Origin of the sequence: Hymenobacter sediminicola, from assembly GCF_014250515.1 — a bacterium.
In the GTDB taxonomy this organism is placed as follows: domain Bacteria; phylum Bacteroidota; class Bacteroidia; order Cytophagales; family Hymenobacteraceae; genus Hymenobacter; species Hymenobacter sediminicola.
On record NZ_CP060202.1, the window covers coordinates 690,458 to 710,758 of the forward strand.

Genomic DNA, 20,301 nt, shown 5'->3' on the forward strand with positions numbered 1-20,301 from the left:
ATACGCTGCCTATACCAGCGGCGCATCGTCGCGGCGCGGGGCCGGCGGCGGCACGGGAGTAGGGGCCACATAGCCTTCAGGATGCACCGTAGTGCCGGTGCGGGTTGCGCCGGCTGCAGAACCACGCTGCTCTAGTTGCTGGTCATATAGACGAGCCTTCAGCTCGTTGATTTTCCCTTCGCGGGCGGCCACGTCGCGGCGCAGCAGCGTGCTGTCGAGGTTTTCAGTGATGAGCTGTAGTGCCAGTAAAACCGCTCCTATGATGAACAGGGCGTAATAAAAACCGGTGGCGTTGGTGCCGGCCGTTACAGCCATCAGGCCGTCGCGGGAGCCGGGGCTCAAAATGAGCAACAGCGCCAGCAGCACATAGACCATCACCAGAATGGTAACCAAACGTTTCAGAACAAGCATGAGTCGGCGGAGCTAGGTGAAGAGAACAATGGGCCCCTGTACGCGAAAAGGCAGTAGGCGGGTTAAATATAGGGGTTCGCGCATTCTATCCGTTTATACAGGCCAGCTCGTTGCGCACCCGCTAGCGGCGCTGAGGCGGCGAAAGCGCACGTACTGAATCAAGGCTCTGCTGCAGGCGCTGTAGCTTCTGGCGCTCAATCGGGAACAGCCCGTCTGTTGACTGCTGACTGAGTGAGTCTAGGAGCCGCGCCGCGGCGGCCGTATCAGCTGATGCCAAGAGAGAATCGGCGGCCATTAGAGCGGTGTCGTAAGCCATGCTGGCCTCTATTTTGTGTTTTAGAGCCGCCGCCGATTTTAAGGCCGGCTGTTGCTGAAACTTCTGGTATTTGTGCCAAGCCCAATTGCCGGCCTGGAACAGTAGCAGCAGCACAATAAGCGTTGCCACCCAGCGGTGAGAGGAGTCAGAGGTAGACATGGCAGCTTACATTAAAGAATATGGTGGCTGTGGCTTCGTTTGACTACACCAGCGCCGCGTTGCTGGCCTGCATCTGGCTCAGGCGCTGATACAGGCCGCCGGGCTGGCGCAAGAGTTCTTCGTGTGTCCCGCGTTCCGCAATGCGGCCTTCGTTCAGTACAATGATTTCGTCGGCGTGCTGCACGGTACTCAGGCGGTGCGCAATAACCAGTGAGGTGCGGTGCTGCATCAGGCGGGTCAGGGCCTCCTGCACCAGCTTCTCGCTTTCCGTGTCGAGGGCCGAGGTAGCTTCGTCGAGAATGAGAATGGGCGGGTTGCGCAAAATGGCCCGCGCAATGCTCAGGCGCTGCCGCTGCCCACCCGAAAGCCGGCCGCCTCTGTCTCCAATCAGTGTCTGGTAGCCCTCAGGTGTAGCCACAATAAAGTCGTGGGCATTCGCAATGCGGGCAGCTTCTATCACCTCGGCCTCGGTGGCCTGGGTATTGAAGCGGATGTTGTTGAAGATGGTGTCGTTGAAGAGGATACTTTCCTGCGTCACGATGCCCATCTGTTCCCGCACCGAATGGATGGTACAGTCGCGCACGTCGTGGCCGTCGATGAGAATCTGACCGCCGGTAGGGTCGTAGAAGCGGGGCAGCAGGTCGGCGAGGGTGCTTTTGCCCGAGCCGCTCGGGCCTACCAGTGCCACAGTTTTGCCTTTCTCGATAACCAGATTGATATCCTGCAGCACGGGCACTTCGCCGTAAGCAAACTGTAAGTTGCGCAACTCAATCTGCTGCTTGAATTCCGGCAGCAGCTTCGCATCGGGATTGTCGCGGATAACGGGTTCGGTATCGATAATGCTCAGCACCCGCTCGCCAGCTACTAGGCCCCGCTGAATGTTGCCAAACGACGACGACAGCGACTTAGCCGGCGTAAGCACCTGCGAAAACATAATGATGTAGGTGATAAACGCCGCCGCCTGCAGGTCGGAGGTGCCGCCCAGAATGAGCGTGCCGCCGAAATACAGCAGCCCGGCCACTACTAGCACGCCGGCAAACTCGGAGAAGGGAGAAGCAAGGTCGCGGGTGTTGTCGATGCGGCGCGAGGTGCGGGCATACAGGTCGTTCTGGTCTTCAAACTTGCCCGTAATGTACTCCTGCGCGTTGAAGGCCTTGATGACGCGGATGCCACCGAGCGTTTCGTCAATCACCGACAGCATAGAGCCCAGCGTGCCCTGGCTGGTTTTGGCCTGGGTGCGCAGCCGCTTGGCCAGCGCCGCAATGATGCCGCCTGAAACCGGCAGCAGCACCAACGAAAATAGCGTGAGCTTCGTGGACATGTAAAACAGCACCACGAAGTACGCCAAGATGTAGAGCGGGTCCCGGATAACGCCCTGCAGCGTATTGACCACCGATATTTCCACTTCCTGCACGTCGTTGGTGAAGCGCGACATCATGTCGCCTTTGCGGCCCGTGGAGAAGTAGCCCAGCTGCAGCTTCAGCACGCGGTGGTATAGGTGGCGGCGCAGGTTGCGGATAACGCGCGACCGGACGCGGGCCGCAATGCGCAAACTCAGGTAGCGGAATACGTTGCTGAAAAACACCGACGACACCAGCACCAGGCATACAAACAGCAGCGCACCGAGCTTGCCATGCTCCGCAATAACCTGCGCAAAGAAGTAGTTGAACGTGCCTGTAATATAGTCGAGCGTCAGGGCGAAGGCGGGCAGCTGTTCTGGCGCCTGCAGCTTGTTAGTCGTCTCGAACAGCACGTTCAGCATCGGAATAACCAGGGCGAGGTTGCCAATGCCAAAAAAGATGCCCAGCACTGTGTACAGCAGGTACAGCGGCAGAAAATCGGCGTAGGGCCGGGCGTATTGCAGAATGCGGAGGTAGGTCTTCATCGGAAGCCGCAAAGGTAGCGCATTCATGGGGCTGCGCCGGTGGTCTGCCGCACAACCTTCTCAGGGGCTTACTCCGCGCCAAAAACAGCTACTACTTCAATCTGCCCCAGAATCTGGCGGTTGAAATCAGCAAGCTCTTCGGCGGGCACCCATAGCTCGTTGTACTCCCGCAACCCCACGTTCTGCACCGGGAACGTGGCGGCATACTCGGCATCCAACGCAAAACGCAGCACATAGCCTACGCCATAGTCGGAGCCGTGCCAGTCGCAGGCAATGCGGGCTGCCTGCGCCTCATCCATCACCAAGTAGAAAATGGGTTGCGCTGGCACGCATGACGGAAACTCCAGCCACCCCGAAGCCGCTATCAAATCCAGCTCCTGCTGATTGACGGGGCAGTACAGCAGCAGCGCTTCCGGCTCGTGGCGCATAGAAGGTATAGTAGGTGCCTGGGGTACCCGGTATGAAGTAGCAGTACCCCAACCGTTAAAACTCGTGCAGCCGCTGGACAATGTTCCAGCGCAGTGCTACCGTCGGGAAAACGGTGTTCTGCGTGGGACTATCAGTGAAGCTCTGGCGGCGCATGATGAGCTTGGCATCCAGAAATACGTTCTGACGGGGCTGGTACGAAGCGGTAAAGTCGGTGTGGAGCAGTTGGCTCTGGTTGCCTTGGCCTACCGTATTGCCGAACTCGCTCACGCGGGAATTGTAGCTGAGTAGCACATTGCCGCCATAGTTCAGCACGCTCGGGTCGGTAGCATTAGGCCGGTCGAGCCCTTGCACGGTGTAGAAAGCCTTGGCTGTCAGCTGGAGGCGCGCAACAGGCTGGTAGCTCACGATACCGAGCATTTCGTAGAGGTTGGCGCCCATGGGGTGGGCTAGAGGCTGCTGGTAGTGCTGAAAGTTGGTGTACTGGTCTTCGTGCTCGTAGGTGTAGGGGCGAATGTAGTTGAACTCCGCCTGCACATCCAGATTCCGGATTCCGGCTACATCCACGTACTTGCCACCCAGCTGAAACGCCTGCTTGTTGGCCCACCACCCGTTGCCCGACCGGATCTGGCTCAATACAAACTCATCCAGTACCAACTGCCCATACAGCTGCACCCGCTGCCGGATGTTCCATTTAAAATCGAGGCCCAGAATGGCGTTGTCGCCGGAGCCAATCTGCTGCTCGATGGCGCGGTAGAAGATAATGGGGTTTAGGTATTGCAACTCATAATGGCCACTGCGGCGCGCAAACACGATGGCCTCGTACACTCCTACATTGAAATTAGGCGTTACATCATAGCTCAAATGGTGCACGTTCAGGTATTTCTTCTGATACACCGTGTCCATTGGGCTGCCGGCAGCATCACGCGTGCGTTCCACGGTCATTTCGGTGAACAGATTCTGATAGTTCAGCTTCCAGATGCGCGTATTCAGCTTCAGGAAGAAGTAGGGCGCACTATAGTCGGAAAGGATGAGGGAGCGGTAGCCGTTGCCGATGACGTTTCGGTCGTGGCCCAGCTGCACATTGATATGCTTGGTAGCCGCGTAGGTAATGTAGCCCCGCGCCGAAAAGAAGTCGTACTGGCTGCCGCCGATAGTCTTAAAATCCTTCCAATACCCTTCGTGGGGCACAATGGCGTCGCGGCGAATGCGCTGCTGCGCATAGAGCGGCACGGCCATCTGATTGTCGGCCAGAAACGTGTAGAAGCCCAGCCGCTGATCAATGACGCCTTCTACCTGCAGGCCACGGGTATTGAGAAAGCGCAGCCCATCGGTTTCCGAGTCCTTGCCCGCCGCTAGGCCCAGTACCGGATTCACGCGCAACGTAAAATCAGGAGTAGAAAGGCTGTAGAGGTCGGTTTGGCGCTGGTAGAAGTGCTTTAGTACTGGCCGCTGGCTCTGGTTGAGAGCTGTAGCCTGAGTAGAGTAGTTCCAGTTGTCGCGCAGCAGGTATTCCGCGTTGAAACGGTCCTGAACCGAAAGATTAGCTGCATCAGCCAGCATCCGCTCGGCCAGTCGGGCCACGGCTGCGCGGGCATAAGGCCGCACGGCGGTCTGGAGGTCGCCCAGCGAATCGGAACCGTATTTAATGGCGTAGCGGTCAATCAGACGGTACACGTCTGGGTCGAGCGGTACAGTTACAACCCCCTGCAGATAAGAGGAGTTCAGCGCTACTGGCGCGGGAGCCACCACAGGGGGCATGGCCACGGTAGCAGCAACCGAGTCAGTAACAGAGGGAATCACGGCAGTGGGCACAGGTGCCGCAACAGGTGCCACCGGCACAGTTCGGGCGGCCTTGCGGCGCAGCAAACCGCGCCGGTTGCCACGCTGTGTTGAGTCGGCGGGAGGCACCGGCCCATCAAATTTCAGCGACATACTTTGCCCAAAGGCAGTATCCGTCAGCAAGGCACTCAGCGCCAGAAAGAGCAGAAGTTTTTTCATAGGGATAAGGCCGCATACGCAAAACGGCCGGCCGGGTCGCAAACCTACGCAGTTGCCACAACACTCGGACGCGCTACCTCGCAGCCGGTGTGTACTTCCCTCGTCTCACAAACTAGTATTTTCTCTCCTGCTCGGCCTATTTCGCAACTGCCTGCAACACTCCCAACGCCTTTCAGACTACCTGAAAACAACAGCATTGCCTATGCGGTCCGACAGCAGCTTCAGGTGTAGTAAGGAGGTAGCCCTAGCCGGATTATTCATCCAGCGTTTTCAGGACCGTACCTTTAGCCCATGCCACTGCTGCTGCTCCGTCACTATCAACTTGATCTGGCTGCCTGGGATGCCTGCGTGGCGCAGGCTCGGCAAGTGGTGCCCTACGCCCAGAGCTGGTGGCTGGCCGCTACCGCCGGCCGCTGGGATGCCGTGGTGGAGTCGGGGGCGTCGGGCGAGTACCGGGCTGTGCTGCCGCTGCCGGTGCGGCGCTTGCCCTGGGGGCACGAGGTTCAGCAACCGGCTTTCACGCAGCAGCTGGGTTTGCTGACCACCGCTGCCAGCTGCCACGCCGAGTTGCTGGATTTTCTGCCACTGCTACGCGGGCACTACCCCCGATTTTATTTGCAGCTACACACCGAGCAGGAATTAGCCACCGCGCCTACCGGTTTTCAATTAGCTGAGCGCCTCACCTACCAACTGCCGCTAGCACCCAGCTACGCCACGCTGCACGCTGGCTACGCCGCTGACTACCGCCGCCGCCTGCGCCTGAACGCCCAACTACCCATGCCACTCACCGTGGCTCCTCTGACTGCCCTCGACGAAATGCTGGCTCTGTTCCGGCAGCACAGCGGCGAAGCGGCCGGCCTCAAAGACAAGCACTATCAGCAGCTGCGCACACTGTATGCTGCCCTGGAGCAGCACGGGCAGGCGCTGCCGCTGGCGGTGCGGAGCCCCGAAACCGGCGAACTGCTGGCTGGGGCGCTGTTTGTGCGCTACCGCACCCGGCTAGTGTACCTGTTTGCCGGAGCCTCGCCGGCTGGCAAAAAAGCTGGCGCGCCACTGCTGCTGCTCGACCATGTAATTCGGCAGCACGCCGGCACCGTAGGGCTGATTCTTGATTTTGAAGGCGGCATGATACCGTCTATTGCCCGTTTTTTTGCCAATTTCGGGGCCACGCCCGTGCCCTACGCGGCTCTTTCCTTCACCCAACGTCCCTGGTACCTGCAATGGATGCGCTGATTTCTCCTTCCGCTGACTCTGCCGCTGCTCCCGAAAGCCGCGTCCACGTCGTATGTGCCGAGCCTTCGGTGGCCAATCATTTCCTCGCCGAGTTGCGCGACGTGGAGGTGCAGCGCGACTCGCTACGGTTCCGCCGCAACCTGCAGCGCCTCGGCGAAATCATGGCTTACCGCATCAGCTCGCAGCTGAGCTACGTGGAAAAGGCCGTGAAAACGCCGCTGGGCGAGTCGCGGAGCCTGCACCTACACGATTTTCCGGTGCTGGCTACCGTGCTGCGTGCCGGCCTGCCGTTTCACCAGGGCTTTCTCAACTACTTCGATCAGTCGCCGAGTGCGTTTGTGGCCGCTTACCGCATCGAAGGCACCTCGCAGGTGCAGGTGCAGGTCGATTATCTATCGGCTCCGAGTCTGGACGAACGGGTATTGATTCTAGTAGACCCGATGCTGGCCTCGGGCAAGTCGCTGGTGCAAACCTACCGGGCTATGCTGCGCTTCGGCACGCCACGGCAGGTGCACATTGCCGCTGTTATAGCCTCGCCGGAAGGCGTGGCGCATGTCACGCGCGAAATTCCGGAAGCTACGCTTTGGGTAGCCGCCATCGACGAAAAGCTCAACGAACACGCCTACATCGTGCCGGGCCTTGGCGACGCCGGCGACCTGTCGTACGGCAGCAAGCTCTAAAAGCCGCGCTCCGGTTTGGAACGCATTTTCGCGGGCCGACCTTATTTGATAACCTGACTTGCCGCTGGGTTCTTTGTAATTTTAGGCTCCACCCTGTTGCCTGTTCCACCCCTGCTGTTGTCTGTCGTGCTGCCTCAACTTCTCAAATACGCGTCTGTCTTTCTGCTGGGCATGGTCAAGTTCGTGGCCGCGCCAGTAGCCGGTATTGCGGCCGGGCTGCCTGTGGGCCTTATCTGGGTGCTGTCGGTGGCGGGCATGATGACAACGGTCGTACTGATTTCGAGCGTGGGCAAAATGTGGGCCCTGCATCAGCGCCGCAAGCGTGAAGCCAAGGGTAAGCCCCTCTTTAGCCGCAAGAGTCGCCGTATTGTGGGCATCTTCCGGCGCTTCGGGATGGCCGGCATTGCTTTCCTGACGCCCATTCTGTTCAGCCCTATTGGCGGCACTGTCATTGCCACGCAATTGCACGTACCGCGCTGGCGCATCATGCTGCATATGCTTTGGAGTGCTGTGCTTTGGGGAGCTGCTTTTACATTATTGGCCGTTAAGTTCAGCCACTTGCCCATCTTCGACCACTACCGCTAAAATTCAGCGGCGCGTGTTTTATCATCAGTAAGCAAAAAGGCCTCGCGCGAGCGAGGCCTTTTTGCTTACTGATGAAGGCTTGCACGCCAGTATGCTACTTATTACGGCGAGTCCGGGCCTTGGCACGAGCGGCCTTCACAGCTTTGGTGCCGGGGCGCGAGTCGCTGCCTTTGGTCGAATTGGCTTTGCTGCCTTTGGTGCTGCGGGTAGGACCCACCACGAAGGGGCGGCCGGTACGCTTATCGATGGTCACACCGGGCTTGATCCACTCTTTGCGCTCATGAAAAGCGCCCTTGAACTCTGGGTCTTCGCGCTTGCGACGCTCGTCCTTCTCGCGGTCCATGTCCTGCTGTTCCTCAAACATGGTCGGCATCACCGTTACTTCCGGCGGCATTGGCACCAGCGGGATTTCCTGCCGGATCAGCTCCGAAATGCGCTGCATGTGGTGCATTTCGGCCTCGTTGGCGAAGGTGATGGCCGCACCGGTGTGCTGGGCCCGGCCCGTGCGCCCGATGCGGTGCACGTAGTCGTCGTACACCAGCGGCACATCGAAGTTGATGACGTGGCTTACCTGAGGGACATCAATACCGCGGGCTGCCACATCGGTAGCCACCAGAAAGCGGATATCACCGGCCTTGAAGGCTTCCATGGCGTTGATGCGCACGTTCTGGCCTTTGTTGCCATGAATGACGCGTACCTCGCCGTGGGCTTTGCGCTGCAGGAAGCTGGCTACGTTGTCGGCGTGCTCTTTGGTGCGCGTAAAAATCAGAACCCGCTGGAAGGTGTCCCAATCGAGGAACAGATACTCGAGCAGGTTGATTTTGGTGAGCAGATTGGGCACCTCATATAGCTGCTGGGTCACGGTCTGGGCCGAGGTAGCGGCCGGCGTTACTTCCACCCGTACCGGAAACTCCAGAAACTCTTCGCTCAGCACCGTTACCTTATCGGGCATGGTGGCCGAGAACAGCACGTTCTGCCGCTTGCTCGGAATAACTTCCAGAATGCGCCGGATCTGGGGCATGAAACCCATGTCCATCATCTTATCGGCCTCGTCCATCACCAGCGTCTTCAGCTCTTTCAGCACCAAGTCACCGCGCAAGTAGAGTTCCAGCAGGCGGCCTGGTGTGGCAATCAGGATATCGACGCCTTGGGCAATAGTTTCAATCTGGGTCTTTGGTCCCAGCCCGCCATAGATGGCAAAAATGCGCAGGTCGGTGTTGACGGCCAATTTCTTGAGGTGGCTTTCCAACTGCATGGCCAGCTCACGGGTAGGAGCCAGCACCAGGCCGCGCGGATGGGTGCCCTGCGCGTATTTCACTTTCATGAGCAGCGGCAGCCCGAAGGCAGCCGTTTTGCCGGTGCCTGTTTGCGCAATGCCCAGCACATCGTGGCCGGCCAGCAGGAGCGGAATGGTCTGCTGCTGTACAGGCGTAGGTTCCGTAAAACCGGCCTCGGCCACTGCCGTAAGCAGTTGCTTGTTAATCTTGAAATCGGAGAAGGCGAGGGGCTGCGGCGTATCAGACATGCTAAAAGGGTATTACGAACTACAAAGGTACGGGGAATGCTGACGGGCACCGGCAGTAGCCTGCATCTTCGCGGAAAAAAATACCCTTCAGAGTTTGTAAATCTGCCATTGAGCACTACTTTTGTTGCTCAATAGCACACACGGTAGATATAGCTCAGCTGGTTAGAGCGTCGGATTGTGATTCCGAAGGTCGTGGGTTCGAGCCCCATTATTTACCCACTCTAAAAGGCCTCAAACGTAATGTGTGAGGCCTTTTTCTTTGCTCTACCGGCTTCCTCATCTAGCTGTCTGGTTCAACTCGCAGTCCAAGGTTCAGATGGCCCGCCGCAATAATATCTGCCCGACTGCGGAAGGATTTGGATATTTGTGACGTTGCTAGGCAGCAGAATACTGTATGAATCACCTTTTTCCTCTTTGCATATGAGTCTGGTCGTTATCGGGTCCGTGGCGTTCGACGCGCTGGAAACGCCTTTTGGCAAAACCGACAAAATCATCGGTGGCGCCGCTACCTACATTTCGCTGTCGGCGAGCTATTCCGTGAAGCCGGTAAAACTGGTAGCCGTCGTCGGCGACGACTTTCCGCAGTCGGATATTGACTTGCTTCAGCAGCACGGCGCCGATACGGAGGGCCTACAGATTAAGCAGGGCGAAAAGTCGTTTTTCTGGTCGGGCAAGTATGCCAACGACCTGAACTCGCGCGAAACGCTGGTAACGGAGCTCAACGTACTGGCCGATTTCGACCCGGTTATTCCCGATTCGTACCAGGATTGCAAGTATCTGATGCTGGGCAATCTGACGCCCCAGATTCAGCGCCTCGTGATTCAGCGCCTCGTCAATCGGCCCAAGCTTATCGTGATGGACACGATGAACTTCTGGATGGACATTGCGCTGGAAGAACTGAAAACGACCATCGAAATGGTGGACGTACTCAGCATTAACGATGAGGAAGCTCGTCAGCTTTCCGGCCAGCACTCGTTGGTGAAGGCTGCCAAAATTATTCTAGATATGGGCCCTAAGTATCTCATCATCAAGAAAGGCGAGCATGGCGCGCTGCTGTTTGATAAGAAGCAGATCTTCTTTGCACCTGCTCTGCCGCTGGAAGAAGTATTCGACCCGACCGGTGCCGGCGACACGTTTGCTGGTGGCTTCATTGGCTACCTCGCCGCTACCGACGACATCAGCTTCGAGAACATGAAACGCGCCGTTATTCACGGCTCGGCTATGGCCTCGTTCTGCGTAGAAAAGTTCGGCACGGAGCGCCTGCTGAACCTGAGCCAGGAGGAAATCGAAGCGCGCGAACAGCAGTTCGCTGACCTTGTGGCCGTAGCTCCGGTTGCGGTGGCTGCTTCGTAGCAAGCTTCTTAATTCGTATAGGAAACCCCGGGGCGTTAGGCTCGGGGTTTTTTGTTGCCCGTATTTTGCGCAACCCCGCAGCCGGCTGGGCGGTACAAGGAATATTCATCCACCCGTAAATCCCCACGGCCATGAGCATGAGCAAAAAACAAACCGACCTGACGAACGACCAAACTTCTGTCAATCCGGCTGCCAATACCAAAAAGAAAAGCACGCAAGTCCAGAATCCGAACGTGAGTAACGTATCCACGCACGGCAACACAACCGACGGCAACTCTTCGGGCGACAACAATATTCCGCCCATCCGCAACAACCCGCAAGGCAACAAGCCGATGTCGGTTGACGGCAGTGGCAAAGGTCCCGGCCGCAAAGCCGACTAACCATCTAAGCGACAAAAAAGCCCCGCCAAAATATCTGGCGGGGCTTTTTTGTGCAACGAAATTACTACGGAACCACCGTGAGGCGCACCACGCGAGTGTCTACGTCGCCGTTGTCGAAGAAGTCCTGCTCGAAGAGAATGGTTTTGTTGTCGAGCCAGCGGGGCTGCGTGCAGCCCCATTCGGTTTGCCGTTCCCAAAGCAACCGGAGCGTGGTGCCATCCACTGACCAGAGTTGCAGGCCGCTGGGTTCGTAGCGGGCCAGCACATCGGAATTGCCACATACGAAATGCCGGCCATCGGGCGCAACTGCCGGCGGACTCCAAATACGGGTGCGGCGGCCAGTGCGCTGATCAACCAGCATGAAGTAGCCACCTTCATACAAGTGTACCGATACCAGCCATTGATGAATAGTGGGTAGGCTGGATAGATATTCGTAGCCAACGTTGGCATCGGGGTTTTCCGTGGGGTTGTTGCGCAGCTGGAGCGGCTTGGCCTTGCTGGGATACAGCCACAGGGTATTGCCGTTGCGGCGCACCGTTTTGCCGGCCGTGCGCAGGCGCTGCCGCTCTTCGGCCGCAAAATCGAAGGCCTCTTCCTCTTCGGCAGAAGCCGGCGCGGCAGGCAGCACCAGCGGCTGGGGCAGCCGCTCATAGAGCCCGCGCGACGCCTGATGAATCGGGAGGACGCGGCCTGGTACCTGCACCAGCGTATCGAGGTGGCCGAGGCGGTAGATGCGTGGCGGTTGCGGCCGAGGCAGCCGGGGCGCGGGTGCCACTACGGGTACACCGGGCTGGCTCCGCTCGGTGGGGCCGCGGAAGGAACAACTCAACAAAAGCACTGCCAGTGGCAAAACCACTATTAGTGCGCGAAGCCGGAACATGGGAGTAGAGTAAAAGCTGCGCTTAAAATTCCTGCTTTATCCAGCTCTTGAAACTAGCCTGCTGCTCGGCAGTGGCCTCCGGGAGCTTTTCGATGGTAATCTTCTGCCAGAACCGATGGCCTTCCTGTGCCGTCAGCGGCACGGTTAATAGCCGGTTCTGGCGGAATACACTGACTTCATAGTGATGCTCGGGGCTGCTGGAAAGCAGGCTCTGCAGGTTCATGTCCACACGGCGCCCGTTCACCGCTACTATCTCATCATCTACGGTGAAAGCCGCAGCGGCCGGGGAGCCGGGCAGAATGTCCGTGACTTCCGTCCGCTCGTTTTTCACCACCGTCCGGAAGCCGAACAGCCCTTCCGAAGCCGACATGTTTTCCTCGATGCGCAGCGTGCAGCCTACAAAGCTCAGCGCCTTGTCCAGCGGCTCTTCCAGCGGCGCCGTGCCATAAATGAACTTGTCGAAATAGGCCGTCATGTCGCGCCCGGCCACGTCCATTACAATGCGGCGGTAGTCGTCCTCAGTATAACCAATGCCGGTTTTGCCGAACTCTTCCCACAGGCGGCGCATCACATCATCGAGGCTGCGCTGGTGCTGGGAAAGGCGGCGCAACGTGAGGTCGAGCAGCAACGCCACCAGCGCCCCTTTGTGGTACACCGACACTTTGCGGTCCGGAATGCCGGGCTTGTAGCCGTCGAGCCACAGGTCCATGCTGGCATCGGCCAGAGAAAGATGGTAGCGGCCGTAGTCGTCGTAGTGCTTGCGTAGCACGGTGTTCAGTTCCGCAAAATACTGCTCAGCGGTACGCACCTGGGCGCGGGCCAGCAGATACTCGCCGTAGTACGTCGTGATACCCTCCGCAATGAAGCAAGTGCGGAAGTAGTTTTCCTTGGAATAGTCGTACGGCTGCATCTCGGCGGGCCGGATGCTCTTAATATTCCAGGCGTGAAACAATTCGTGGCAGCTGACTCCCAGCAGCTCCTTGTACAGGCCTTCGGTCATCAGCAGTTCGGCCGGGCCCAGCGTAATCACTGTGGAGTTGAGGTGCTCTACGCCGTGGTAATGCTTGTAAGGCAGAATCTGGTTGAGGAAATGGTAGTCCTGCGCCGGAAACGAGCCGAACAGTGCCAGCTGCTCTTGGCTGAAAGCCCGAAAATCCGTCACCAGCCGCTGCCAGTCTGGGGCGCACTCGCCCTGAATCCAGATGTAGAAGGGCAGGCTCTGCACCTCATAGTTGCGGTACTGGAGCGTGGGGCTGGCAATCAGAGGCGAATCGGCCAGGTGGTCGAAGCTCTGGGCCTGCAAGGTGTTGGGGCCGCTCTGGGGCAAGCCACACGCCAGCTGCCAGCCGTCGGGCAGCTGCAGCTGTACCTGGCAGGGCTCATGCTGTCGGCCTTCCACGTACATAAAGCCCTGTACTGGATTCAGGTAGAGCTGCGTTTCATCGAGCCAGGAGCCACCGGCATCCATCTGGTGCGCATAAAAGTTGTAGCGCACCTGCACCGTCCGGCCCTTCGCCGATGCTACTTCCCACCGGTCTTTGGTGAGTTTACGGGTGGGCAAAACCTCCTGCGAAGCTGCATCCACTACCTCCACCCGCTGAATCTTCTGGGCGAAGTTCTGCAACTCGTAGCGCCCCGGCCGCCACGCAGGCAGTTGCAGCTCCACTGTTTCGGGGCCCGCGGCGGGTACCTCGAAGGTCATGTGCAGCTGCACGTAAAAAGTAAGCGGGTTCTCAAACGAGACGTAGTAGTGAATCATAGCCGGAAATAGGGGCGGAGCGGCGGCAAACCTGCTGCGAAGGTACGGCTATCCAGCCGAAAAAAGCGGATAGTATGTAGGGTTTGGTACGGTAAAACTGCCGCTTCATCTGACGCCAACGCCCTGAATTTTCAGCACATGTCGGTTGCTTGGCCCGGAAAAAGGCGGGCGAGGCTTTGTCTTTTCCAACTCAAGCTCTTACCTTTGCCGGCCCTACCTGTAATTGAGTCACCAGACATACCATGAAACGTACTTTTCAGCCCTCGCAGCGTAAGCGCCGCAACAAGCACGGGTTCCGCACCCGCATGGAATCCGCTAACGGCCGCAGCGTGTTGGCCCGCCGCCGTGCCAAAGGCCGCAAGCGCCTGACCGTATCCGACGAAGGCCGTCATAAGCGCTAAACCGCTGTCGACGGCTGTGGCCGTGCCCTCCAAATCGTCTCCGATGCCGGTGGAGCGCTCCTACTCGTTTCCGAAAGAAGAACACTTGTGCCGCAAAAAGCTTATTGAAGAGCTTTTCGGCCGGGGTTCTTCTTTTGGTTTATACCCGTTGCGGCTAGTTTGGCTGCCGGCTGAAGTGCGCACCGCGGCCCCGCCGCAGGTGCTGGTCAGCGTGAGCAAGCGCAGTTTCAAGCGCGCCGTAGACCGCAACTATCTCAAGCGCCTATTGCGCGAGGCCTACCGCCTCAACAGGTACCGCCTGACAGAAGCCGAAAGTGGCCATGCTGTCGGGCTTTTGGCAATTATCTACACCGGCAAAGAAAAAAAGCCTTTCACGCTGGTTGAAAAAAAATTAATTTCAGGGCTGGAGCGTTTGCTGACCGACGCAACCCCGCAAGCTGGGGAAGTGTCTGCTTTGTAGGGTCGTTTATCTGCTCCTTCTCCTGTCTATGCGCAACAAGTCTATACTGGCCGGTACCCTCCTTGGTGGGGCTGCGCTTCTGGTTTCCTTTCGCTCCGACAACGAGCGATACTTCGAAATCGCCAAAAACCTGGACATTTTCGCCACCCTTTTCAAAGAGGTGAACACCTACTACGTGGACGAGGTGCCGCCAGCCAAGCTGGTAAAAACAGGTATCGATGCCATGCTCAAGTCGCTGGATCCGTATACCAACTACATTCCGGAAGACGACATTGAGGATTTCCGGACCATGACGACGGGCCAGTATGGCGGCATTGGGGCGGTGGTGGTGAAGCGCAACGGCAAGACCGTAGTGCAGGCTGCCTATGAAGGCTATCCGGCTCAGAAAGCCGGTCTGCTACCCGGCGACGAGATTCTGACTATCAACAATGTGAATGTTGAGAAGAAGAATAATGCCGATATCAGTAAGCTGCTGAAGGGGCAGGCCAACTCGCAGGTGAAGCTGATGGTGACCCGCTACGGCCAAGATGCACCAGTCGCCATCGATATTACCCGTGACAAGATTCAGGTGGATAATGTGCCGTATTACGGCATGCTCACTACCGATATTGGCTACTTCCAGCTGTCGGGTTTCACGGTAGACGCCGGCAAGGAAGTGCGGATGGCTCTCACCAAGCTCAAAGAGCAAGGGGCCAAGAAAATCGTGTTTGATATCCGCGACAATCCGGGTGGCCTGCTCAACGAGTCGGTGAATATTGCCAACCTGTTTGTGGACAAGGGCCTCGACATCGTGAGCACTAAAGGCAAGGTGTCGGACTGGAACAAGACGTATAAGGCGCTGGACGTGCCGCTTGACACTCAGATTCCGGTTGTCATCATCACAAGCAACCGTTCGGCTTCAGCCTCCGAAATCGTATCGGGGGTGCTGCAGGACTATGACCGTGCCGTGGTAGTGGGAGAGCGGACGTTTGGCAAGGGCCTTGTACAGGCGACCCGGCCCTTGAGCTACAACTCACAATTGAAGGTGACGACGGCCAAATACTATATCCCGAGCGGCCGCTGCATCCAGGAAATCGACTACGCGCACCGCGCCGATGACGGTACTCTGGGTAAGGTACCGGACTCGTTGCGCACGGCCTTCAAAACACAGGCTGGCCGTACCGTATACGACGGCGGCGGCGTGGCGCCCGACGTGGAAGTACAGGAGCGGGAAATTGCGGACATCACGCGGGTGCTGCTGCAGAAAAGCTACCTCTTCGACTATGCTACCCGCTACCGTTCCGAGCACCCTACTATTGTGCCGGCTCGGCAGTTTAAGCTCACGGATGCTGAGTACGCGAAGTTTACTGACTACCTGAAGGGTAAGGACATCAGCTACAGCACCGACGCCGAGAAAGCCATCACCGACCTGACCAAGAAGGTGAAGGACGAGAAGCACTACGACGACGTGAAAACCGAGTTGGAAGCTATGCGCCGCAAGGTGAGTACCAATAAAAGCAACGACCTGACCCGCTTCAAGCCCGAAATCAAGGATTTGCTGGAGCAGGAAATCGTGTCGCGCTACTACTTCCAGAAGGGCCAGATTGAGGCCACCTTCGACGACGACCCCAACATCCTGATGGCCATGAACGTGCTCAACGACCCGAACCGCTACGCCTCTCTGCTCAAGCCTGGCGGCCACGCCGCCAGCAGCACCAAAGGCGCAGGCACGGCGAAGTAGAAGAACTGTACGAAGCATCACTATACTAGCACGGCAACTTCAACACGAGGCTGCCGTGTTTTTTCTTATCCATGAATGATTTCATCCTGCGCACTAAGCCTTGGCAAATTTTTTTGTGCCTGCTGGTGCCCCGCGTCGCCTCCTGGACTGTAGAAGACGGCATAATAGATTCGATACTGTCCTTTGCAAGTCTATTTCTATGGGTGGCATGGATTGCTCTTCTGGTAAGCTCGCTCAGCCGCATACGTGCAGACGTATTGGGCTATAATTTCACTTGGTTTTTGACGAACGTTTTTGTTGTCTTGCTGGCATTGGCATATGCAAGCTTTGCTAACGATTCGGAGTTTCAATTCTCGTCAATCAGCTTCCAAGTAGCGGGCATAGCAATGCTGCCCGGTCTGTATGCTGGGTTTGCCTACATTCACCTGCATTGGTTCACTGCTTCATTATTACTAGCCAAGGAACATGGCCGCCGACCCGATTTTAGCCAAGCTTTTGTGTCCTTTTTGGCATTGTGGTTCTGGCCTCTTGGTGTGTGGTTTGTTCAGGAGAAGGCCAATAAGATAGGAGACGAAGATTTCTGGGCGCGGCGAGCGGTAGGTGACTTGGGGGCTGAGCAGGTAGAGCAGTTCTAATTCTACAGGGCATTACGTGTTCATTACCTTTGCCTCATGCCTAGCATGATTCTTTCCCTCGAAACGTCCTCACCTGTTTGCTCCGTAGCGCTGCACCGCGCAGATGATGGCCAGTTGGTAGGGCAGTCGGAGCTGCGGCTGGAAAAGTCGCACTCTTCACACCTAAGTGTGCTTGTTAGCCAGCTGCTGGAAAATACGCTGCATACGCTGCAGGATGTAGCGGCCGTGGCCGTGAGCGACGGGCCGGGCTCCTACACGGGGCTGCGGATTGGAGCGGCTGCCGCCAAGGGCCTGTGCTACGCGCTGGACATTCCGCTGATAGCCGTGAATACGCTGGCGGCGCTGGCCCGGCAGGTGGCCGCTGCTACCGTGCCCACCGAAAACCTGCTGCTGTGCCCCATGCTGGACGCGCGCCGCATGGAAGTCTACACCGCCCTCTACCGCCCCGATGGGACGGAGGTGCTGGCTCCCACGCCCCTGATTCTGGATGAAACGGCGCTGGCCGAACAAATGGCCCACCACCGCTTGTTATGCTTCGGAAACGGCGCGGCCAAGCTCCGGCCGCTCGTTCAGGACCAGTCTACCGTAGGGTTTCTGGCCGGCATCGAGCCCTCGGCGGTAGCTGTGGGGGCGCTGGCAGTAGAAGCTTACAAGCGGGCTGAGTTCCGGGACGTGGCCTACTACGAGCCGTTTTATCTGAAAGAAGTGTACACCACTACCCCGAAAGCGAAGTAGTGCCGCAACGGCGCAATGCCACCCAATAACATGGAAGATACCCTCATCAACCGAGTAGCTACCAGCGCCCTCACGTCGCTGAACTTGGAGGAGCTGTTGCACCCCGGCGAGCGGGTCGTGTATGACATCAAGGACAACCTGTTTCACGGCTTGATGCTGCGTGAGAAGGACCTGCGCGAATTCGTGAAAACCCACGACTGGAGCCAATACGACGGCAAGAACGTGGCCATCATCTGCTCCGCTGATGCCATTGTGCCGACCTGGGCCTACATGCTGCTGGCTTCCAAGCTGCAGGGCCACGCTCACCGCTACGTGTTCGGAGAGTTGGCGGCGCTGGAGCAGGAGCTGTTTCAGGAAGCCATTGCCGCCATCGATGCCGAGCAGTACCGCGACGCGAAAGTGGTGGTGAAAGGCTGCGGCGAAAAAGAAGTGCCGACCTACGCCTACGTGGCCATTATGCAGAAACTGCTGCCTGTAGTGAGCAGCGTGATGTATGGCGAGCCATGTAGCACCGTGCCGCTCTACAAGCGCCCCAAGCCAAGCGCGGCGTAGGCTTTCATAGTTTGCCAGATTGTAGGAAGGCCCGACAGTGCATCTGTCGGGCCTTTGTGCGTCTGTGGCTGTCTGAAGAGCAGTTAGGCAGCCTTCAGAACTACTTGTAGCGGCGCAAAATCCCTTGGTTGGGTGGGTTTGTGCATCTTTGGCCGCGAAATCATTTTCTCTATGCCCCAATCTTCTCCCTACAAAATCAGCGTTCTGACCGGTATATCTATTGTGGTAGCCAACATGGTTGGGACGGGCGTTTTTACTAGTCTGGGTTTTCAGATAGTGGATATCAAGAGTGGTTTTGCGCTGCTGATGTTGTGGGCCGTAGGCGGTGTGGTAGCGCTGTGCGGGGCGCTGAGCTACGGGGAGCTGGCGGCGGCGCTGCCCCGCTCGGGAGGCGAGTATCATTACCTGTCTCGCATCTACCATCCGGCTGTGGGGTTTTTGTCGGGGTGGGTGTCAGCCACGGTGGGGTTTGCGGCGCCCACGGCGCTGGCGGCCATGGCGCTGGGCAAATATGCAGGCAGTGTGTGGCCGGGGCTGCCGCCGCTGCTGCTGCCAGTGGCCGTGGTGCTGGCTCTCACGGCAGTGCACGCCACCAGCCGCCAGGCCGGTAGTCGCCTGCAAGTACTCGTGACGGCCGTGAAAGTGCTGGTGCTGGTGGCCTTCATCGGGGTGGGGCTGGTGGTAGCGGTGCCGCAGCCGCTGTCGTTTGCGCCCACAAAGCTGGCGACGCAGGAGTTGCTGAGTCCGGCGTTTGCGGTGTCGTTGGTGTTTGTGTCGTATGCCTATTCGGGCTGGAACGCGGCTGTGTATGCCACCGGCGAAGTGCACGAGCCGCAACGGACGTTGCCGCGCATCCTGCTCACGGGCACCGCGCTGGTCATGGCACTGTACGTGGCGCTGAACTTTGTTTTCCTGTATTCAACCTCATTAGCCAAGCTGGAAGGGCAGGCCGAGGTGGGGTTTATTGCGGGCACGCAGCTGTTTGGCGTGGCGGGCGGGCGGCTGATGGGCGGCCTGATTGCGGCGCTGCTGGTGTCCACTATCAGCGCCATGATTTTTGCCGGCCCGCGCATTGTGCAGGTGATGGGTGAAGATTTGCCGCCGCTCCGGCCGCTGGCGCACCTGAGTCCGGCGGGCATTCCGGTGCGGGCCATGCTGCTGCAAACGGGCCTCACGCTGCTGTTCATCGTCACGGCTACCTTCGAGCAGGTGCTGCTCTACGCCGGTTTTGTGCTCAATCTGTTTACGTTCCTGACCGTGCTGGGGCTGTTTGTGCTGCGCTGGCGGCAGCCAGCCCTGCCGCGGCCCTACCGCGCCTGGGGCTACCCCGTCACGCCGCTATTGTTTCTGGCCCTCAGCGCCTGGACGCTCTGGTTTATTATCCACGACAAGCCCACCGAGTCGCTCTACGGCTTGCTGACGGTGCTAGCCGGGCTGGTACCGTATGCGCTGAGCCGTCGCCGAACGTAGAGCGCCAAACCAATTCTTTATCTTTCGTTATGCTTGCTTCTCTCGCTGCCCGCTGGCACCGCCTCACGGCGCCGCTGCTCCCGGATGAAGGCCGTCGAGCCGCTATGTTGGAGCAGTTGGTGGCTGCCTATCAGGCTCCCGGCCGGCACTACCACACGCTCACGCATATTCAGGCGCTGCTGGAAGCTACTGATACTGCCGCCGACCAGCTGCAGGATGCGGTGGTAGTGGAGCTGGCCGTCTGGTTTCATGATGCCGTGTATGAGCCACTGCGCTCCGATAATGAGGAGAAAAGCGCCGAGCTGGCCTGGGAGTTTTTGTCCGTCACGTCACTTTCAGCGGCGCGGCAGGAGCGGGTGGTCTTCCTGATTGAGCGCACCAAAGACCACACATTGCCCCAGCCGCCCGATGATGCTGACCTGCTGTTTTTCCTCGACGCTGACCTGAGCATTCTGGGCGCGCCGGAAGCCCGGTACCAAGAATACGCCCGGCAAGTGCGCCAGGAATACCGCATGGTGCCTGGCATTCTGTACCGCCGGGGCCGCCGCAAAGTGCTGGAAAAGATGCTGGCCGCGCCTGCGCTTTACCGCACCGCCGACTACCACACCCGTCTGGAAGCCGCTGCCCGCCGCAATCTGCAGCAGGAACTGCGGGAGTTGTAGCATCGTACTCCGGCAACGCTCAGCGGCTAACCGTGTCTTTGCGCCAGTAATTCCTCGCCTCTTGTAGTTTTGT

General features: G+C 58.4%; 21 protein-coding genes and 1 tRNA gene. 14 read left to right on the plus strand and 8 right to left on the minus strand.

The window, feature by feature from the left end:
* Nucleotides 1-9: 9 nt before the first annotated feature.
* From H4317_RS02915 to H4317_RS02935, 5 genes are all read right to left on the minus strand, one after another.
* Complete coding sequence (locus tag H4317_RS02915; RefSeq protein WP_185888694.1) at nt 10-411, minus strand: hypothetical protein; 402 nt, start codon at nt 409-411, stop codon at nt 10-12.
* Nucleotides 412-532: 121 nt separating this feature from the next.
* Nucleotides 533-886 carry a hypothetical protein gene (locus H4317_RS02920; RefSeq protein WP_185888695.1) on the minus strand — a complete coding sequence of 118 codons (354 nt, stop codon included), beginning with the start codon at nt 884-886 and terminating at the stop codon, nt 533-535.
* Between the two features lie 43 nt (nt 887-929).
* Nucleotides 930-2,771 carry an ABC transporter ATP-binding protein gene (locus H4317_RS02925; protein ID WP_185888696.1) on the minus strand — a complete coding sequence of 614 codons (1,842 nt, stop codon included), beginning with the start codon at nt 2,769-2,771 and terminating at the stop codon, nt 930-932.
* A gap of 68 nt (nt 2,772-2,839) precedes the next feature.
* Nucleotides 2,840-3,199, minus strand: a complete 360-nt coding sequence (locus H4317_RS02930) for an ADP-ribosylation/crystallin J1 (RefSeq protein WP_185888697.1) — start codon at nt 3,197-3,199, stop codon at nt 2,840-2,842.
* Nucleotides 3,200-3,254: 55 nt separating this feature from the next.
* Nucleotides 3,255-5,198 carry a hypothetical protein gene (locus tag H4317_RS02935; RefSeq protein ID WP_185888698.1) on the minus strand — a complete coding sequence of 648 codons (1,944 nt, stop codon included), beginning with the start codon at nt 5,196-5,198 and terminating at the stop codon, nt 3,255-3,257.
* A gap of 291 nt (nt 5,199-5,489) precedes the next feature.
* Here H4317_RS02935 and H4317_RS02940 point away from each other — a divergent pair, with 291 nt between their 5' ends.
* From H4317_RS02940 to H4317_RS02950, 3 genes are all read left to right on the plus strand, one after another.
* Nucleotides 5,490-6,431, plus strand: coding sequence for a GNAT family N-acetyltransferase (locus H4317_RS02940; protein WP_185888699.1), 942 nt, complete (start codon nt 5,490-5,492; stop codon nt 6,429-6,431).
* A complete protein-coding gene (gene upp / locus H4317_RS02945) occupies nt 6,419-7,111 on the plus strand; it encodes a uracil phosphoribosyltransferase (protein ID WP_185888700.1) in 693 nt (230 codons plus the stop codon). Before H4317_RS02940 ends, upp begins: the two co-directional genes overlap by 13 nt.
* A 126-nt stretch (nt 7,112-7,237) precedes the next feature.
* Nucleotides 7,238-7,696, plus strand: coding sequence for a hypothetical protein (locus H4317_RS02950; protein WP_185888701.1), 459 nt, complete (start codon nt 7,238-7,240; stop codon nt 7,694-7,696).
* Between the two features lie 94 nt (nt 7,697-7,790).
* Here the strand turns inward: H4317_RS02950 and H4317_RS02955 are convergent, their stop codons facing one another.
* The gene (locus H4317_RS02955) at nt 7,791-9,221 is read right to left on the minus strand and encodes a DEAD/DEAH box helicase (RefSeq protein ID WP_185888702.1); all 1,431 of its coding nucleotides are present in this window, start codon (nt 9,219-9,221) and stop codon (nt 7,791-7,793) included.
* 143 nt (nt 9,222-9,364) lie between these two features.
* Between H4317_RS02955 and H4317_RS02960 the strand changes: the two genes are divergently transcribed.
* The 3 genes from H4317_RS02960 to H4317_RS02970 all read left to right on the plus strand — a co-directional run bounded on the left by H4317_RS02960 (nt 9,365) and on the right by H4317_RS02970 (nt 10,954).
* Nucleotides 9,365-9,438: transfer RNA gene (locus tag H4317_RS02960), tRNA-His, on the plus strand.
* Nucleotides 9,439-9,641: 203 nt separating this feature from the next.
* Complete coding sequence (locus H4317_RS02965) at nt 9,642-10,574, plus strand: PfkB family carbohydrate kinase (RefSeq protein WP_185888703.1); 933 nt, start codon at nt 9,642-9,644, stop codon at nt 10,572-10,574.
* Between the two features lie 137 nt (nt 10,575-10,711).
* Nucleotides 10,712-10,954 carry a hypothetical protein gene (locus tag H4317_RS02970; protein ID WP_185888704.1) on the plus strand — a complete coding sequence of 81 codons (243 nt, stop codon included), beginning with the start codon at nt 10,712-10,714 and terminating at the stop codon, nt 10,952-10,954.
* A 64-nt stretch (nt 10,955-11,018) separates the two neighbouring features.
* On the opposite strand, the gene H4317_RS02975 is transcribed toward H4317_RS02970, so the two are convergent.
* Together H4317_RS02975 and H4317_RS02980 are read right to left on the minus strand one after the other, a co-directional pair.
* Complete coding sequence (locus tag H4317_RS02975; protein ID WP_185888705.1) at nt 11,019-11,783, minus strand: hypothetical protein; 765 nt, start codon at nt 11,781-11,783, stop codon at nt 11,019-11,021.
* A gap of 73 nt (nt 11,784-11,856) precedes the next feature.
* Nucleotides 11,857-13,593: a M61 family metallopeptidase gene (locus tag H4317_RS02980; RefSeq protein ID WP_185888706.1), complete on the minus strand. Its 1,737-nt coding sequence runs from the start codon at nt 13,591-13,593 to the stop codon at nt 11,857-11,859.
* 242 nt (nt 13,594-13,835) lie between these two features.
* On the opposite strand from H4317_RS02980, the gene rpmH reads away from it, so the two are divergent.
* The 8 genes from rpmH (at nt 13,836) to H4317_RS03020 (ending at nt 20,228) form a co-directional block, all read left to right on the plus strand.
* A complete protein-coding gene (gene rpmH, locus H4317_RS02985) occupies nt 13,836-13,994 on the plus strand; it encodes a 50S ribosomal protein L34 (protein ID WP_044015888.1) in 159 nt (52 codons plus the stop codon).
* A 16-nt stretch (nt 13,995-14,010) separates the two neighbouring features.
* Nucleotides 14,011-14,454 carry a ribonuclease P protein component gene (locus tag H4317_RS02990; protein ID WP_260625795.1) on the plus strand — a complete coding sequence of 148 codons (444 nt, stop codon included), beginning with the start codon at nt 14,011-14,013 and terminating at the stop codon, nt 14,452-14,454.
* 28 nt (nt 14,455-14,482) lie between these two features.
* Nucleotides 14,483-16,174, plus strand: a complete 1,692-nt coding sequence (locus H4317_RS02995; protein ID WP_185888707.1) for a S41 family peptidase — start codon at nt 14,483-14,485, stop codon at nt 16,172-16,174.
* 71 nt (nt 16,175-16,245) lie between these two features.
* A complete protein-coding gene (locus H4317_RS03000; protein ID WP_185888708.1) occupies nt 16,246-16,809 on the plus strand; it encodes a hypothetical protein in 564 nt (187 codons plus the stop codon).
* Nucleotides 16,810-16,854: 45 nt separating this feature from the next.
* Nucleotides 16,855-17,544: a tRNA (adenosine(37)-N6)-threonylcarbamoyltransferase complex dimerization subunit type 1 TsaB gene (gene tsaB / locus H4317_RS03005; protein ID WP_349772189.1), complete on the plus strand. Its 690-nt coding sequence runs from the start codon at nt 16,855-16,857 to the stop codon at nt 17,542-17,544.
* 30 nt (nt 17,545-17,574) lie between these two features.
* A complete protein-coding gene (locus tag H4317_RS03010; protein ID WP_185888710.1) occupies nt 17,575-18,096 on the plus strand; it encodes a DUF2480 family protein in 522 nt (173 codons plus the stop codon).
* A gap of 171 nt (nt 18,097-18,267) precedes the next feature.
* Nucleotides 18,268-19,566, plus strand: a complete 1,299-nt coding sequence (locus H4317_RS03015; protein ID WP_185888711.1) for an APC family permease — start codon at nt 18,268-18,270, stop codon at nt 19,564-19,566.
* Nucleotides 19,567-19,595: 29 nt separating this feature from the next.
* On the plus strand, nt 19,596-20,228 hold the full coding sequence (locus H4317_RS03020; RefSeq protein WP_185888712.1) for an HD domain-containing protein: 633 nt from the start codon (nt 19,596-19,598) through the stop codon (nt 20,226-20,228).
* Nucleotides 20,229-20,301 lie beyond the last annotated feature (73 nt).

Bases quoted from the DNA above. Each gene is read 5' to 3' on its own strand.
- H4317_RS02915 (WP_185888694.1), bottom strand. From the start codon at position 411: ATGCTTGTTCTGAAACGTTTGGTTACCATTCTGGTGATGGTCTATGTG.
- H4317_RS02920 (WP_185888695.1), bottom strand. From the start codon at position 886: ATGTCTACCTCTGACTCCTCTCACCGCTGGGTGGCAACGCTTATTGTG.
- H4317_RS02925 (WP_185888696.1), bottom strand. From the start codon at position 2,771: ATGAAGACCTACCTCCGCATTCTGCAATACGCCCGGCCCTACGCCGAT.
- H4317_RS02930 (WP_185888697.1), bottom strand. From the start codon at position 3,199: ATGCGCCACGAGCCGGAAGCGCTGCTGCTGTACTGCCCCGTCAATCAG.
- H4317_RS02935 (WP_185888698.1), bottom strand. From the start codon at position 5,198: ATGAAAAAACTTCTGCTCTTTCTGGCGCTGAGTGCCTTGCTGACGGAT.
- H4317_RS02940 (WP_185888699.1), top strand. From the start codon at position 5,490: ATGCCACTGCTGCTGCTCCGTCACTATCAACTTGATCTGGCTGCCTGG.
- upp (WP_185888700.1), top strand. From the start codon at position 6,419: ATGGATGCGCTGATTTCTCCTTCCGCTGACTCTGCCGCTGCTCCCGAA.
- H4317_RS02955 (WP_185888702.1), bottom strand. From the start codon at position 9,221: ATGTCTGATACGCCGCAGCCCCTCGCCTTCTCCGATTTCAAGATTAAC.
- H4317_RS02965 (WP_185888703.1), top strand. From the start codon at position 9,642: ATGAGTCTGGTCGTTATCGGGTCCGTGGCGTTCGACGCGCTGGAAACG.
- H4317_RS02970 (WP_185888704.1), top strand. From the start codon at position 10,712: ATGAGCAAAAAACAAACCGACCTGACGAACGACCAAACTTCTGTCAAT.
- H4317_RS02980 (WP_185888706.1), bottom strand. From the start codon at position 13,593: ATGATTCACTACTACGTCTCGTTTGAGAACCCGCTTACTTTTTACGTG.
- rpmH (WP_044015888.1), top strand. From the start codon at position 13,836: ATGAAACGTACTTTTCAGCCCTCGCAGCGTAAGCGCCGCAACAAGCAC.
- H4317_RS02995 (WP_185888707.1), top strand. From the start codon at position 14,483: ATGCGCAACAAGTCTATACTGGCCGGTACCCTCCTTGGTGGGGCTGCG.
- H4317_RS03000 (WP_185888708.1), top strand. From the start codon at position 16,246: ATGAATGATTTCATCCTGCGCACTAAGCCTTGGCAAATTTTTTTGTGC.
- tsaB (WP_349772189.1), top strand. From the start codon at position 16,855: ATGATTCTTTCCCTCGAAACGTCCTCACCTGTTTGCTCCGTAGCGCTG.
- H4317_RS03010 (WP_185888710.1), top strand. From the start codon at position 17,575: ATGGAAGATACCCTCATCAACCGAGTAGCTACCAGCGCCCTCACGTCG.
- H4317_RS03015 (WP_185888711.1), top strand. From the start codon at position 18,268: ATGCCCCAATCTTCTCCCTACAAAATCAGCGTTCTGACCGGTATATCT.
- H4317_RS03020 (WP_185888712.1), top strand. From the start codon at position 19,596: ATGCTTGCTTCTCTCGCTGCCCGCTGGCACCGCCTCACGGCGCCGCTG.